This is a genomic window from Campylobacter corcagiensis (genome assembly GCF_013201645.1).
Classification (GTDB): Bacteria; Campylobacterota; Campylobacteria; order Campylobacterales; family Campylobacteraceae; genus Campylobacter_B; species Campylobacter_B corcagiensis.
This window is the reverse complement of the sequence record NZ_CP053842.1, coordinates 523,970-537,836: the sequence shown is the minus strand read 5'-3', so window position 1 is coordinate 537,836 and position 13,867 is coordinate 523,970. Positions and strand designations below refer to the sequence as shown.

The 13,867-nt window shown below is 31.7% G+C and carries 16 protein-coding genes; 5 read left to right on the top strand and 11 right to left on the bottom strand.

What is annotated here, in order from left to right; all coding sequences use genetic code 11:
* Nucleotide 1: 1 nt before the first annotated feature.
* The 7 genes from pyrH to CCORG_RS02805 form a co-directional block, all read right to left on the bottom strand.
* On the bottom strand, nt 2–721 hold the full coding sequence (gene pyrH / locus CCORG_RS02835; RefSeq protein ID WP_025802941.1) for a UMP kinase: 720 nt from the start codon (nt 719–721) through the stop codon (nt 2–4).
* Between the two features lie 108 nt (nt 722–829).
* Nucleotides 830–2,104 (bottom strand): murein hydrolase activator EnvC family protein, encoded by a 1,275-nt coding sequence (locus CCORG_RS02830; protein ID WP_025802942.1) that lies wholly within the window; start codon nt 2,102–2,104, stop codon nt 830–832.
* A gap of 2 nt (nt 2,105–2,106) precedes the next feature.
* On the bottom strand, nt 2,107–2,907 hold the full coding sequence (locus CCORG_RS02825) for an FtsX-like permease family protein (RefSeq protein ID WP_025802943.1): 801 nt from the start codon (nt 2,905–2,907) through the stop codon (nt 2,107–2,109).
* A complete protein-coding gene (locus CCORG_RS02820; RefSeq protein ID WP_025802944.1) occupies nt 2,894–3,559 on the bottom strand; it encodes a cell division ATP-binding protein FtsE in 666 nt (221 codons plus the stop codon). Before CCORG_RS02820 ends, CCORG_RS02825 begins: the two co-directional genes overlap by 14 nt.
* A complete protein-coding gene (gene trmB, locus CCORG_RS02815) occupies nt 3,544–4,716 on the bottom strand; it encodes a tRNA (guanosine(46)-N7)-methyltransferase TrmB (RefSeq protein WP_025802945.1) in 1,173 nt (390 codons plus the stop codon). Before trmB ends, CCORG_RS02820 begins: the two co-directional genes overlap by 16 nt.
* Nucleotides 4,716–5,921 (bottom strand): fibronectin type III domain-containing protein, encoded by a 1,206-nt coding sequence (locus CCORG_RS02810; RefSeq protein WP_025802946.1) that lies wholly within the window; start codon nt 5,919–5,921, stop codon nt 4,716–4,718. Before CCORG_RS02810 ends, trmB begins: the two co-directional genes overlap by 1 nt.
* Nucleotides 5,851–6,804, bottom strand: a complete 954-nt coding sequence (locus tag CCORG_RS02805) for an RluA family pseudouridine synthase (RefSeq protein WP_025802947.1) — start codon at nt 6,802–6,804, stop codon at nt 5,851–5,853. The genes CCORG_RS02810 and CCORG_RS02805 overlap by 71 nt, the downstream gene beginning before the upstream one ends.
* Before the next feature lie 54 nt (nt 6,805–6,858).
* On the opposite strand from CCORG_RS02805, the gene CCORG_RS02800 reads away from it, so the two are divergent.
* From CCORG_RS02800 to CCORG_RS02785, 4 genes are all read left to right on the top strand, one after another.
* Nucleotides 6,859–7,950 carry an FtsW/RodA/SpoVE family cell cycle protein gene (locus tag CCORG_RS02800; RefSeq protein ID WP_025802948.1) on the top strand — a complete coding sequence of 364 codons (1,092 nt, stop codon included), beginning with the start codon at nt 6,859–6,861 and terminating at the stop codon, nt 7,948–7,950.
* 214 nt (nt 7,951–8,164) lie between these two features.
* Entirely contained in the window at nt 8,165–8,452 is a 288-nt protein-coding gene (locus CCORG_RS02795; RefSeq protein ID WP_425321212.1) for an ArsR/SmtB family transcription factor, read from the top strand.
* 12 nt (nt 8,453–8,464) lie between these two features.
* Nucleotides 8,465–8,683: a cation transporter gene (locus tag CCORG_RS02790; protein WP_025802950.1), complete on the top strand. Its 219-nt coding sequence runs from the start codon at nt 8,465–8,467 to the stop codon at nt 8,681–8,683.
* Entirely contained in the window at nt 8,680–10,500 is a 1,821-nt protein-coding gene (locus CCORG_RS02785) for a heavy metal translocating P-type ATPase (protein WP_025802951.1), read from the top strand. Before CCORG_RS02790 ends, CCORG_RS02785 begins: the two co-directional genes overlap by 4 nt.
* Nucleotides 10,501–10,606: 106 nt before the next feature.
* Here CCORG_RS02785 and CCORG_RS02780 read toward each other — a convergent pair whose 3' ends face one another.
* The 3 genes from CCORG_RS02780 to CCORG_RS02770 all read right to left on the bottom strand — a co-directional run bounded on the left by CCORG_RS02780 (nt 10,607) and on the right by CCORG_RS02770 (nt 13,175).
* The gene (locus tag CCORG_RS02780) at nt 10,607–11,524 is read right to left on the bottom strand and encodes a DUF1848 domain-containing protein (protein ID WP_025802952.1); all 918 of its coding nucleotides are present in this window, start codon (nt 11,522–11,524) and stop codon (nt 10,607–10,609) included.
* Nucleotides 11,521–12,327 carry a sulfite exporter TauE/SafE family protein gene (locus CCORG_RS02775; protein ID WP_025802953.1) on the bottom strand — a complete coding sequence of 269 codons (807 nt, stop codon included), beginning with the start codon at nt 12,325–12,327 and terminating at the stop codon, nt 11,521–11,523. Before CCORG_RS02775 ends, CCORG_RS02780 begins: the two co-directional genes overlap by 4 nt.
* 89 nt (nt 12,328–12,416) lie before the next feature.
* Nucleotides 12,417–13,175 (bottom strand): DUF4198 domain-containing protein, encoded by a 759-nt coding sequence (locus tag CCORG_RS02770; protein ID WP_025802954.1) that lies wholly within the window; start codon nt 13,173–13,175, stop codon nt 12,417–12,419.
* A 130-nt stretch (nt 13,176–13,305) separates the two neighbouring features.
* Here CCORG_RS02770 and acpS point away from each other — a divergent pair, with 130 nt between their 5' ends.
* The gene (gene acpS / locus CCORG_RS02765) at nt 13,306–13,656 is read left to right on the top strand and encodes a holo-ACP synthase (RefSeq protein WP_025802955.1); all 351 of its coding nucleotides are present in this window, start codon (nt 13,306–13,308) and stop codon (nt 13,654–13,656) included.
* On the opposite strand, the gene CCORG_RS02760 is transcribed toward acpS, so the two are convergent.
* Entirely contained in the window at nt 13,653–13,862 is a 210-nt protein-coding gene (locus CCORG_RS02760) for a hypothetical protein (RefSeq protein ID WP_025802956.1), read from the bottom strand. The genes acpS and CCORG_RS02760 overlap by 4 nt on opposite strands.
* Nucleotides 13,863–13,867 lie beyond the last annotated feature (5 nt).

The window sequence follows — 13,867 nt, the reverse complement described above, 5'->3', positions numbered from 1 at the left end:
TTTATCTGTTATTTGATACTACTGAACAAAACGATGTATCATCATCAACTACTATTTTCCTTAAATTTCCACTTTTAAACATATCACAAACCACGATAGGAAGAGAATTATCTTTAGCTAATGCTATTGAAGTATCATCCATAACCTTGATGTCATCTTTCATCGCTTCTTCATAACTTAAATGATTTAAAAGAACTGCATCGCTAAATTTATTTGGATCTTTATCATAAACTCCACTTACTTTTGTAGCTTTAATAATCATATCAGCATTTATCTCAATAGCTCTTAAAGTGGCTGCTGTATCTGTTGTAAAAAATGGATTTCCAGTTCCAGCTGCAAAGATCACAACTCTACCTTTGTCTAAATGGCGATTTGCCCTACCCATGATAAAAGTCTCACAAATTGCTTCCATTTTGATAGCACTTTGAACTCTAACATCAATACCAGCGTGTTCTAAAGACTCTCTAACTGCAATAGCATTTATAACTGTAGCAAGCATACCCATGTGATCGCCACTTGTTCTTTTTATGATCCCTCCAGCAGAAGCTGCCACACCACGAACGATATTTCCACCGCCTATTACGATACCAACTTCAGCACCTGCATCTACTAGCTCTTTTATCTCGCCTGCTATAAATTTTAAAATATTTGTATCTATTCCAAAGCCGTTTCCACCAGCCAAAGCTTCACCTGAAAATTTAACTAATACTCTTTTTTGCATATCATCTCCATTTATCTATATTTAAACCTTTGATTATACCCAAAAAGAGTTTAAAATTTCATAACAAACTAAACCACCATAATAAATATCTATAAATTTAAAATTTAACTACAAAGATATAAGATCAAGTGGATTTATATGGAAATTTTTTTGCGTAACTTCAAAGGTTAACTCATCACTTATTCGTCCTATAACATAGCCTTTTTTTATCCTGCTTCCAACTTTTATAGTTGGTGCTATTTGGCTAAGATGAGCATAAATTGTATGAATGCCATCAGCGTTTTCTACAATGATAACATTATTTAAAATGGGCGTTGATTTTGCAAAAATAACCTTACCATCTAATACATTTTGGACCTGAGCATTTGGAGTTTTTGAACCTAAAATAATGCTTTCATTAAAAATTTTAATACCATAAACTGGGTCTATATAGTTACCAAAATTTCTTTTTAAAACAGCACCTTTTATAGGAGAGATTGTCTTAGGTCCTTTATATTTTTTAACTCTACTTTCTTGATAGCTTGAACCATAAAGCTTTACTTTTTTATCAATATCATCAACTCTTCTATCTCTACTAACCACAACAGGTGGCTCTTCATCTTTTTTAGAACTAGTAGCTGCTTTTTCTCGTGCTTTTTTTGCTTTTTCTTGTGCTTTTAAAGCCTTTTGTCTCTCTTCTTTATCATCTATGATTTTTAACTCAGCTAAAGTCTTAGACAAAGCACTGCTTGTATTTGTGGCTTTTTCTAATCTTGAGATGTAGTCCTCTTTATCTTTTGCTAAATTTGCAACCAAACTCTCTTTTTTCTTTTGCGTTTTAGAAAGCTCATCTTTTTTTGCGTTATAATCTTTTAAACTATTTTCTATGGCTGAAATTTCACTATTTTTATCACTGATGTTTTTTAAGGTTTTTTCATAATCTTTTAAAAGCTCCTTAAATTCGTCATTTACTACACTATTTAAACTTTTAAATATCTCATTTGAGATTAAGCTTTGGCTACTTTTAATATCACTATCTTGAACTAAATTCAAAGAAAAATCATTTGCTATAAGATCAACTAATTGTTCTTCAAGGCTTAGTTTTGAACTAATCAAAGTAGCGTTTTGCTCTTTTAATTTATTAAGCCTAATCTCTTCTTCTTTATGTTTTTCGGATAAATTTATAACTAAACCTGAAATTTCATCTATCTTTGTTTTTGTCTTTTCAAGCTCTTTGTTTTGCTTTAAAATTTGCTTTCCTAAATCATCTATTTTTTTATTGAGATTTACTTCATCTTTTTTACTTTTTGCCAAAGCTTTGTTTGTATCATCAATCTTATCTTTAGTTGTAGGAGCTGAAAAAAGAAGGCTCACAATTAGCACAAAAACAGATAAAACTCTCAAAATTACCTTCCTTCTTTAATGCTAAGCATAACAATACTTACTGTTAAAACAGAAATTAGAAGCGATAAACCTAGTAAAAACAGAGCATCATAAGGTAAATTTATGGTATTAGGCACTACTTGAATAAGATCAAAAATTGCTCTAAAATTTGCTAAATTTGGTAAATAAGCATAAATTACAGTTACAATAAGAGCTGAAATTACACTATCAATAACTGCCATTTTGTATAAAATAAAGCTTTTGATAAGGTACGGTGCACCAAAAAGAGTCATAATCTCAACCCTTTTTTTATGCTCAAACAGCCAAATTCTCATCTGCTTAAACATAAGCATAACTCCAAGAACTATAATCAAAGCTGAAAATAGCATCACTATATTTTTAATAAGTAGCAAAATTTTGTAAATACTACTGTGAGCTTTTGCAAAAACTTCAACCCTACTAACTCCATCAATTTTCATAAGTTTAGCTGAAATTTCATCAAGTTTAGCCTTATCAGGAAATATATTTAGCGTTATAGAGTAGAAATTTGGAAGAGTGGTTTTTAGCTTTTCAAGGCTATTTTTAGAAATTTTACCATCAAGAGTGTTTAGCATATCGCTTGGATCTATTTTTGTAACATTTTCTATATCCTTAATGCTAGTAGCGTTTAAATCACCTTTTGCAACAGCTATAATATTATATTCGCTCTTCATAAGATCTTCATATTTATCTACTAAATTTGAGGTAAAAATTACAAACTGAACTGAAAAAAGTAGCGCCACAAGTGAAATAATAACGCCAAAATGAGTCTTAAAGCCCTTCAATTACTTTTCCTTCTTTTATTTCAAAATGCCTAAAGTCAAACTTTAGAGTTGATGGAGCTCTGTGGGTTACAACTATCACGCACGCCCCCCAAAGCTCCTTTGCAGAACGCAAAAAATCCCAAACCATATTAGATGAAACCTCATCAAGGTTTCCTGTTGGCTCATCGCAAAGTAGAAGTTGAGGATTGTGTGCCATAGCTCTTGCAACAGCAACTCTTTGCTGTTCTCCACCACTTAACTCCAAAGGATAACGCCCTATTTTATGTCCAAGTTTTACAAAATTTAGTAAATTTTCAGACTGTTTTTTGCACATTGTTTTATTATGACCTTGTATTAAAAGTGGTAGCATGACATTTTTTTCTATAGTCCACTCATTTATAAGGCGGTAATCTTGAAAAACAATACCTATTTTCTGCCTTAGCTCTTTTAAATCCCTGCTTGTTGGGCTAGCCATATCATAAAAACATACATCAAGCTCACCTGAATCAACCTTAATACCACCATAAAAAGACTTAATAAGCGTACTTTTTCCGCTTCCACTCTCACCTGTTATAACTATAAAGTCATTTGATTTAACACAAAAGCTTGCACCCTTAATAACAGGCGTATCATAGCTTAAAACAAGGTTTTTTGCATTTATAATATCTGCCATTTAGCTAGTTGCTCCTTAACTTTTTCGTGTGCTTTTAAATTCATATCTGTTGGAAGTGGCTTAGCGATAAAATACTCGGTTTTATCTTTAGAAATTTTAATAAAATAATTACCAGGCGTATCAAATGCACCAAATGAGAGCTTTATCAAAAGCTCGCCACTATCAAATTCATAAATTTCTTCAAAATTTAGAAAAAAGTCGCTAAATTTAGTAACTTTATGTCTAAAATTTTGTTTAACTAAATTTATGTCTAAAATGTCAAATTTTAGCCTATCTTTCCAACTTTTTTCACCACTTTTTACTAAATTTTTAAGCCATACATCATAGATATCTTTAAGTTGCTTTTTCCACCTATCTTCATATTTGCTTGAAATTTCAAGGTCTCTGTTTTTATGCACCTTAATACTTACACCATCCATATCAAGGAATTTTATCAAAGAGTAATCAACATAAGCTCTACTATCGCTTCTAAGTTCAAAAGTACCACCAACTTTAAGAATTCTTTGAATTTCACTCATAAACTCGCCACTTATAACTCTACGGTGAGGAGAATCATCCCATGGAACAGGAAAATGAACATATATTGTATCAACTAAATTTGAACCAACTAAATCTATAAAAGTCCTAGCATCGCTATTTACCAAAACTAAATTTTCTATATTTTGTTTTATTGCTAGTTTTGCAACTTGTTCAATGCTAGGCTTATAAATTTCAATCCCAACAAAAAGCTTATCTAGCTCATTTTTAGCTCTATAAAGCAAGTGTCTACCACTTCCAAAACCTATCTCAATGGCGATTTTTTCTCTACCATTTAGCGCTTTTATCGCTTCTAATTCACTCATAATAATAGAGCTATTTTTTGTAAGTGAGTTTTTGTTAAAGTTAATGGAATTATTTAAAATTTCAGAGCAAAACTCATCTCTTAAAATTTCTAAAGCCTTTTGTAAAAGACCTACTTTAGCAGGTCTTGTAAGCTTTTCACCTTTAAAAAGATAAGCATCATCTTTTTTCTTTACAGTTACAAAAAATAGCTCTTCATTTGCCCTAGTTAGGATAAAATCAACCTTTCTACCCTTTAGCAAATTTAGAAATTTAACCCCATCTTTTTCAAAAGGCAGGGTTAAATTTTTACACTTTTTAGCGATGAAATTTGGCATTAGTAAGCAACTTTTACACTGTTTGATCTATCTGAATTTATGCCATACTCATCAACTGCTATTACGCTATATCTGTAAGTGTTTCCTTTAACTATATCACTATCAATGTATGAGTTATTTGTAATGTCGCTTATAGTTTTATCACTTCCCCCACCACTTCTTAAAATGGTAAATTTATGCGTAGGAGATTTTGTTTGCCAATTTAAAACAATGGTGTTGTTGTTTATAATAGGGGCTTGCATAGCTGGAGCTGGAAGAGCAGCTAGGGTTTTACCCATTACAGGCGTATCGCTTGCTAGGCTTTCAAGACCATCTTTATCTACAAAAGTAACTTTATAATACCTAGTTGCATCGTTTGTGTTTATAAGATCTTCATAGAAATTTTTATCTGTTTTAGCAAGAGGTAAAAAACCTAGACTTTGTAGTCTTGAGCTATAAATTTGATAGTGTGAGAAGTGATCATTTGCAGGACTATCCCAAGTTAGGACTATTTTTTTAGGCTGATCTGTTGTAGCACTTAGACCAACAACGCCACTTGGAAGCTCTTTGGTTGTGGAATTTAAAATTTTACTTGGAGCTGAGATTTCACCATCTAGTGTTTTAACTCTTATTCTGTAATCATAGCTTGAGTTACTTTTAACTTTAGTATCTATATACTCAGCACTAAGCCTACCTTTAACTTCGCCTATCTTGCTCCAGCTATTTGCACCAGCTTTGCTTCTTTCTATTATGTAGCTATCAACTTTAAGGTTAGCATGTGGTCTCCATATCAGTTTAACTTGCTCTGGAAGCCCATAAAGTGCTTGTGCAAATGATACAGACTCGATAGCTTTAGCAGTAGTTGCTGTAACTACCACGCCATCTCTTGACATCCCACTACTTGAATAGCTTTTCATCGAGTATCTATAGCTAGTTGATGGTTCTAAACCACTATCTAGATAGTGAGTTGAAAAGCGACTTTGTATCGTATCTATCTTTTTCATTGGTTCATTTAACTTAGCTCTATAAACATAAAAACCATCAACATTTGGATCTTTTGGATCATCCCACTCAAGACCAACTGAACTAGTAGAAACTACAGTTCTTATAGCCATAATCGGTGGTAAATTCTCATCTAAAATTTCTGGTCCACCCTTAGTTGATGCACATCCAGCTATGAAGATGCTCAAAACTAGAAATAACAAAATTTGCTGAAATTTTTTCATTTATACTCTCCTTATTTATCATCTCTTTAAACTCACCCTTTAACTCAGCCACAAAAGTAAGCCTTTGAGAGCTTTTTGGGTGGTTAAATGATAAGATATAAGAGTGTAACATTAAAGTTTGAATTTTATCGTTTTTCCTCTTAAAACCATATAAATTATCCCCTATTATATGTCTATTAATTGAATTTAGATGAACTCTTATTTGATGAGTTCTGCCTGTGTAAATTTTAGCTGCTATTAAGTTAATTTTACCTTTTGAGTAGATATTTGTAAAAGCTGATTTTGCCTGCCTTCCTCCATCAACGACTGCATTTTTAAGGCGATTTTTAGGATTTCTAGCTATTGGGCGATCTATTATTATGCTCTCTTTTAATGGCAAATCTGTTAGCATAAGATAGTATTTATCTGTGATTCTACCCTTAAACTGAGATACCAAACTTTTATACGCTAACTCAGTTTTAGCCACAACCAAAGCCCCACTTGTGCCTTTATCAAGCCTGTGAACTATACCACTTCTAATACTTTTTGGATCAAAAAGAGTGAAATTTTGCTCTTTTAAATAATCAACCAAGCTATACTCTTTTACGCTATCTGCACCATGAACTACTAAATTTGAAGGTTTATTAATAACTAAAATTTCACTATCTTCATAGATAATTTCTATGTTAAAGTTCTCTTTTTTTAGCTCTTTAGTCTCTTTTTTTAAATTTAGTGAAATTTTAGCACCTAAATTTGGCTGAAATGATGCTTTTAAAATAATCCCATCATCTACAAAAACTTCGCCATTTTTTATTAAATTTAGAGCTTTATTTCTTGAAATTTTAAGCTCACTACTTAAAATTTGATCTAATCGTGCATTAAATTTTACATAAATTTCATCCAATTTGATACCTTTTTTAGTTATAATCCCTTTTTTAAATTTAGCTAAGGGTTAGTTTTGATACTGTTTGACAAGCGTATTTTATCACATTTTGATTTTATTCAGCCTTTTTTAGTACTTCCAATAGTGATTTTATCACATGTATTAATAAGTGAAGCAAACGAAGCTCTTGCTACGAAACAGTACTTTTACTTTAGTATAGGTTTTTTAGTTTTTATGTTTTTCTTCCTTATGCCACTTAGAAAAATGCAGTGGCTTATACCGCTTATTTACTGGTTTGGCATAGTTTTACTTCTTGGGGTTGAGTTTTTTGGAACCACCAAACTTGGTGCTACTAGATGGATAGAGATAGGCTCTTTTTCACTTCAACCAAGCGAAATAATGAAACCAACCTTTATCTTAATGCTTGCATACCTTATCAAAAAAGACCCACCACCCAAAGATGGATATGGCTGGAAAGATTTTTTCAAATTTAGCTTTTATATTTTACTTCCTTTTTTTCTCATCGTAAAAGAACCAGATCTTGGAACAGCACTAATACTCCTGCTTACAGGATATATCACTCTTTTTATTGTAGGAGTTAGGACCAAAATTTGGATAAGCTTAGCTATAATTATATCAATAGCTTCCCCACTTCTTTACTCAAATCTTCACGACTACCAAAAAAAACGAATTCATGATTTCATAGCAGAAGAACCAAGCTATCATGTCAAGCAATCAATTGTAGCAATCGGAAATGGTGGCATGAGCGGACGCCCAAAAGATGAAGCAACTCAAACTCACTTTAAATTTTTACCGATTGCAACGAGTGATTTTATCTTCGCTTATAGTAGCGAGAGATTTGGTTTTATTGGAAATCTCATAATTATGACGCTTTATCTGTTTTTAATACTTCATCTTTTAGTTTTAAATTTAAAACTAAAAGGAGATTATCTATCTAGTACAGTTGCTACAGGTTTAGCTGTGTTAATCTTTATCTACGCTTGTGTTAATATCTTAATGACCATAGGTTTTGCACCAGTTGTAGGTGTTCCACTACCATTTTTTAGCTATGGAGGAAGTAGCTTTATAACATTTATGAGTCTTTTTGGAATACTTCAAAATTTAATAACATTTAAATTTAGGGATGAGTATAAAATTTTAGGATAATTTAAAAACAAACTCCTTAAATTTAACAAACTTTTTATAAAAATCATTTTCTTATAAAATTTAAGTAAATTTTAATAATCGCCTTGCTACAATTTCATATGAATATATGTTCATATGAAAGGATATAAATATGACTGACAATCTAGATAAAACTTCTGAGTTTTGTTCTATCTCTACTATACATGAAGATATAGTTAAAGAAGTAGCTAAAAAAATGCCAGATGATGGGAGTTTAGAAAGGTTAGCGGATTTTTTTAAAGTCTTTGGAGACTCTACTAGGATAAGGATTTTATGGGCTTTAAGCGAAAGCCAGATGTGTGTTTGTGATATAGCAGCACTTCTTAATGCAAGCCAATCAAGCATATCTCACCAGCTTAGAGTTCTTAAGCAAAACGCTTTGGTAAAAAACAAAAAAGTTGGCAAGGTGGTTTATTACAGCCTAAAAGATGAGCATATCAAAGAGATATTCTCACAAGGATTTATCCATATAAAAGAAAAATAAAAGGAAAACAAAATGAAAAAAAGATATATTTTAGAAAATTTAGAGTGTGCAAATTGTGCGGCTATAATGGAAGAAAAGATTTCAAAGCTTGATGGTGTAAAAAGTGTAAATATAAATTTTTTTACTACTAAGATGACGCTAGAATTTGATGATGATTTAGAAAGTGAAATTTTAGATAAAGCTCAAGATATCATCACAAAGCTTGAGCCAAACACAAAGGTTGTCATATGAAAAAAGATCTAATTTCTATAGCTATGGCGGCTTTTTTGTCGCTTTTAGGGCTACTTGTAGATAATCCTACTTTAAAAACAGTGATATTTATAATAGCGTGGCTTTTTGTAGGTTGGGAAATAGCCATAAATGCCATAAAAACCCTAAGACAACGCTCATTTTTAGATGAGAATTTTCTTATGACGATAGCTTCTATTGGTGCTTTTATCATACAAGAACAAATTGAAGCTGTAGCTGTTATGCTATTTTATAGGATTGGAGAGGCTTTTGAGAAGCGTTCTATCAATAAATCTAGAAAAAGCATAACTGAAGCTATGAGCATTATGCCTGAGTTTGCAAATTTAAAACTCGCTGATGGAAGCACTAAAAAAGTAGATCCTGATGAGATAAAAATAGATGATACAATTGTCATAAAACCAGGCGAAAAAGTCCCACTTGATGGTATTATAACAAAAGGAAATTCTACATTTAACACATCTGCTTTAACAGGAGAGAGTCTTCCTAAAGAACTAAGCGTAGGAGATGAGATAGTTAGTGGATATCTGAATTTAAGCTCACTTTTAGAAGTAAGAGTTACTACTCTTTTTCAAGACTCAACTGTGGCTAAAATTTTAGAACTTACTGAAGATGCAAGTTCTAAAAAATCGCGTCAAGAGAAATTTATAACTAAATTTGCTAGAGTTTATACGCCTATAGTTGTCTGTTTTGCACTATTTTTAGCTGTAGTTCCACCTTTGTTTACAGGAGAATTTAAAGAGTGGATATATAGAGCTTTAATATTTTTGGTTGTATCTTGTCCCTGTGCTTTAGTCGTATCAGTTCCACTTAGCTTTTTTGGCGGTATTGGCGGAGCAAGCAAGCGTGGTATTTTGATAAAAGGCTCAAATTTTTTAGACTCACTTTCAAGAGTTAAAACAGTTGTTTTTGATAAAACTGGAACCCTTACAAAGGGCGAATTTAGCGTAGATATGGTTGTAAATGAAGATAAATTTAGTAAAGATGAGATTTTAGAAATAGCAGCCTTATCAGCACTACATAGCACTCACCCCATAAGCGTTTCTATCCTTAAACACCTAAATAAAAACCTAGATGAAAATAGAGTTAGCGAACTTAAAGAGATAGCCGGTCTTGGAGTAAAAGCAAAAATAGACGGCAAAGATGCTTTAGTAGGAAGTAGCAAGCTTTTAGAAGGCTTAAATCTACCTTTGGTTAATCAAACTTGCACATTTGTAGCTATTAATGGAGAATTTGCTGGATATATAACCTTGAAAGACACTTTAAGAGATGAAGCAAAACAGAGCATCGAGGCTTTAAAACAAGATGGTATAAAAACAGCTATGCTATCAGGAGATAAAAAAGAAGTGGCTTTTGAAATAGGAGAAATTTTAGGTATAGATGAGATTAGAGCTGAGCTTTTACCAGATAAAAAGCTTGAAAATTTAGAGCGTCTTTTAAGCCAAAAGAGTGCTAAAAGCACACTTGCTTATATAGGAGATGGTATAAATGATGCTCCTGTTTTAGCAAGAGCAGATGTTGGAATATCGATGTTAGGAAGCCAAGCAGCAATCGAAGCAGGAGATATCGTCCTTCTTGATAATAACCTTGATAAGCTTATTAAGGCTATTAAAATTTCTAAAAAAACCATAGCCGTGTCTTATCAAAATATCATATTTAGCATCGGTATAAAGGTGTTGGTTTTGATTTTAGCTATAATGGGTCTTGCAACTATATGGATGGCTATATTTGCTGATGTTGGCGTTACGATACTAGCAATACTTAACTCACTTAGAGTTTATAAGTATGCAAATAGGGTTTAAAATTTATAGACGGAAGTAAAATTCCGTCTTTATTTATTGATAAATTTAAGCTTAAAACACCTTAAAATTTAATAATCATATCTTAAAAGTTATCTTTGTAGACAATCTAAAAACTAAAACTTAAATTTTTATAATTTTCTAAAGCACTTTTTTGGCTTAAATTTGCGTAGCAGTAGATACAACCATGTGGGCAACTATTGTAAAAACCAATATCTTTTGACTTTATACATTTACAAAATTTTCTTTGTCCACTGTCTTTTAAACTTTTGGTTTTTATTAATTTTTGTCCAAACAAACTGTTTTCAATTTTAACACCCAAATACTCCATAAGCTTTGCATCATGGCTAAAATTTCTAACTAAATCATCTTCATCTATACATTTACCATTTTTTATACCAAATTCGCTTAAATCTATCTCTTCACAGCAGCTACTTATATCTAAATTCCACTCCTTATTAAATTTAGCCAGATTTAGCCCAAACTCTCTCATTTCATCAGCACTAAACTCCCTTAACCCAAAACCGGCTAAATTTCTACTTACTTTTTTATAAAAATAAATATCTAAAAAGCTAAAAATAAATCTAGTCGTATATGGCGATAGTTCATCTCCTAAATTTTTTACTCTTTTTAAAATTTCAACTAAATTTATATCCTTGCTTAAAATTAGTGGATCAAATCTCCAAATAACTCTATCTTTTCCAACTAAATTTGAGAGTTCTTTAAAGGTTTTTATTCTAAATTTAAGCTCTGCAACACTTGTCTCATAATGCTTATAGTCATTTAAAGTAAAATGAAATATAGTATTTGGTAAAGTTGTTATAAATTTCCACTCTTTTATAAGTGGGGCGTAGTTTTTAGACCAAAAAACCACACATCTAACCTTATCAAAATTTACTAAAATTTGCTCTTTTGTGTAGCTGTTTTTCCAGTAACATTGTCCATTTTGCCATGCTTTTTTAAACCACTTCATATAAAAAGCTGGTATATCAGTAGCACGGCTAACTGAGATGATAACTGGACTCATATCACACTCAAAAACATTTTTAAACTCATGAAAAAAAGTAGCACCGAAAAAAGCTTTCTAACCCACGAACCTGGAAGTTTATGAGTAAATTTTGCCCCAATTGGTGCGAAGTTATAACTTGCTAAACCAACCAAAGCAAAGGCTAATAAATTTACATACCCTACTCTAAATTCGCTTAAATTTGTCATCTCCCATCCATTTATCATATAGCCAAATGTCCCACTTATAGCTATAGGAAGCCCGATAGCAGCTGAAGTTCCAATCGCCTTTTTAGCATCAATGCCTTGAAATGTAAGAAATGGCACGCTTAGAGTTCCACCACCAATAGAAACAAGTGCTGATATCGCTCCGATACCCAATCCTGCAAGAGTTTGAATAAATTTTGGATACTCTTTTTGTTTTAAATTTGTGATATCATTTTTGATAAAAAGCTTTGCGGCTGCGTAAAACATATAAGCTGAGAAAAAACAAACTAAATAGATGTGATTTATGCTAGTTGCTATAAAACTACCTAAAAAAGTGCCAATAATAACGCCTGGAGCTATGAGCCAAAATTTTTGCCATAAGACAAAACCGCCCTTGTTATGAGCTCTTGAGCTTGAAAATGATGTTATTATAATTGTCGCCATTGAAGTTCCAAACGCCATTCTAACAGCATTTACTTCATCAAAACCATTCATAATAAAAATCGCCCCAAGAAGTGGAACCATTACGCCGCCGCCACCTATGCCAAACATACCAGCGACCAAACCAACAAAAGCCCCAAGAGCTAAAAAAAGAAAAATAGAAGTTAAACTAAACATAAAATTTCCTAAATAAATTTAGTAATTTTATCAAATAGTTACTATTTTTAAGCTAAAAGAGTCTAGCCTAAATTTAGGCTAGATAGAAGTTATTTTACTTCAAAAACAAGAGTTGTTTTATCGTTATTTATCTCACAATCATCATTTCCAGTTTTTGTATTAACAGTTGACTTTAGATACCAAAGACCTTTTTTAAGTGGTCTAAATTCAAAATTTCCATCTAAATCACTCTTAGCATATCCAGCTTGAGCCATATCACTACTTGCATATCCACCATAACTTGCATAAATTTCAGCATTTTTTACAGATTTTCCATTTAGCATTATTTTAAATTTTAAAATTTCGCCCTCTTTGATATCTTTTACGCTATCAAAAAGCGGAGTTATTTCAAGACCTTTATTTAGTGGCTTTGTGATAATTTTAGAATCACTATCGCCAACGACTACAATAGCCTTTCCTTGCATAGTTGAGATACCACAATAATCAACTTTTTGGCTTACATCTTTTCTAGTTTTATTCATCTCCCATTTGCCATCATCTTTTTTTATCCAAGGTGTTGGTTTATAAAATGCATTTAGTATATAAACGCCATCTTTTAATTTATCACCTTCATAGTGGTAGTTTTCTCCGCTTTGCTTTAAGATATTTTCAGCATCTTTGGATATAACTTTAACATCTTCAAAAAGAACAACCCTTTCTTCTTGTATCTTTTCAGGTGTTGGAAAATCATGCCCATAAATCATATCAGCACTAAATTTATCACCATTTTCTCCCCATACCCATAAATCATGAGCTAAAACTTGTGTTGTAAAAAGCCCTGCTACGCACAGTAATCCTAGTTTTTTCATATTTATCCTTTAAAATAAAAATTGTATAATTATAATAATATTGATAACAATTGTCAAGTTAAAAAGATACTTTATTTGAAACTTTGTATAATTTAGATAAAATTAGACAAAATTTAAAATAAGAGTTAATATGATAGGAATAGATATAGTTCAGATTTCACGAATTTCTAAGTTAAAAGCAAAATATGGTACCAAATTTATGGAGAAATTTTTAAATCAAAATGAGATATTATTAGTAAAATCTGATGAGAGTCTAGCAGGATTTTATGCAGCTAAAGAAGCGGTTTCAAAAGCCTTGAAAACTGGTGTAGGAAGTGAGTTTTCATTTTTAGATGTAGAAATTTTTAAAGATAAAAATAGAGCCCCAAAGCTAAGGTTTAAAGATGATTTGGTTAAGAAATTTGGTATTAAAAATAGTGATTTAAGCATCAGCCACGATGGTGGTTTTGCCATCGCAGCTGTTATACTAACGCACTTTTAAAAAAGATCTAAAGCGAGTATTCTTTTTTTGTCTACTGGACCAAACTGAGTTATATACTCATATGCTTCTTCATAGTCATCATCCATGAAGCTAGCTACTTTGTTTATAAGCTCATAAAGCTCCTCATCATCCATCTCATCGAAATTTTTATACTCCTCTAAAACCTCTAAAAGATACGCTTCAAGTTCTAACTCATCATAAGTCATAACAA

Coding starts and splice junctions, on each gene's coding strand:
- pyrH (WP_025802941.1), bottom strand. CDS start 721: ATGCAAAAAAGAGTATTAGTTAAATTTTCAGGTGAAGCTTTGGCTGGT.
- CCORG_RS02820 (WP_025802944.1), bottom strand. CDS start 3,559: ATGGCAGATATTATAAATGCAAAAAACCTTGTTTTAAGCTATGATACG.
- trmB (WP_025802945.1), bottom strand. CDS start 4,716: ATGCCAAATTTCATCGCTAAAAAGTGTAAAAATTTAACCCTGCCTTTT.
- CCORG_RS02810 (WP_025802946.1), bottom strand. CDS start 5,921: ATGAAAAAATTTCAGCAAATTTTGTTATTTCTAGTTTTGAGCATCTTC.
- CCORG_RS02795 (WP_425321212.1), top strand. CDS start 8,165: ATGCCAGATGATGGGAGTTTAGAAAGGTTAGCGGATTTTTTTAAAGTC.
- CCORG_RS02790 (WP_025802950.1), top strand. CDS start 8,465: ATGAAAAAAAGATATATTTTAGAAAATTTAGAGTGTGCAAATTGTGCG.
- CCORG_RS02785 (WP_025802951.1), top strand. CDS start 8,680: ATGAAAAAAGATCTAATTTCTATAGCTATGGCGGCTTTTTTGTCGCTT.
- CCORG_RS02780 (WP_025802952.1), bottom strand. CDS start 11,524: ATGAGTCCAGTTATCATCTCAGTTAGCCGTGCTACTGATATACCAGCT.
- CCORG_RS02775 (WP_025802953.1), bottom strand. CDS start 12,327: ATGTTTAGTTTAACTTCTATTTTTCTTTTTTTAGCTCTTGGGGCTTTT.
- CCORG_RS02770 (WP_025802954.1), bottom strand. CDS start 13,175: ATGAAAAAACTAGGATTACTGTGCGTAGCAGGGCTTTTTACAACACAA.
- acpS (WP_025802955.1), top strand. CDS start 13,306: ATGATAGGAATAGATATAGTTCAGATTTCACGAATTTCTAAGTTAAAA.
- CCORG_RS02760 (WP_025802956.1), bottom strand. CDS start 13,862: ATGACTTATGATGAGTTAGAACTTGAAGCGTATCTTTTAGAGGTTTTA.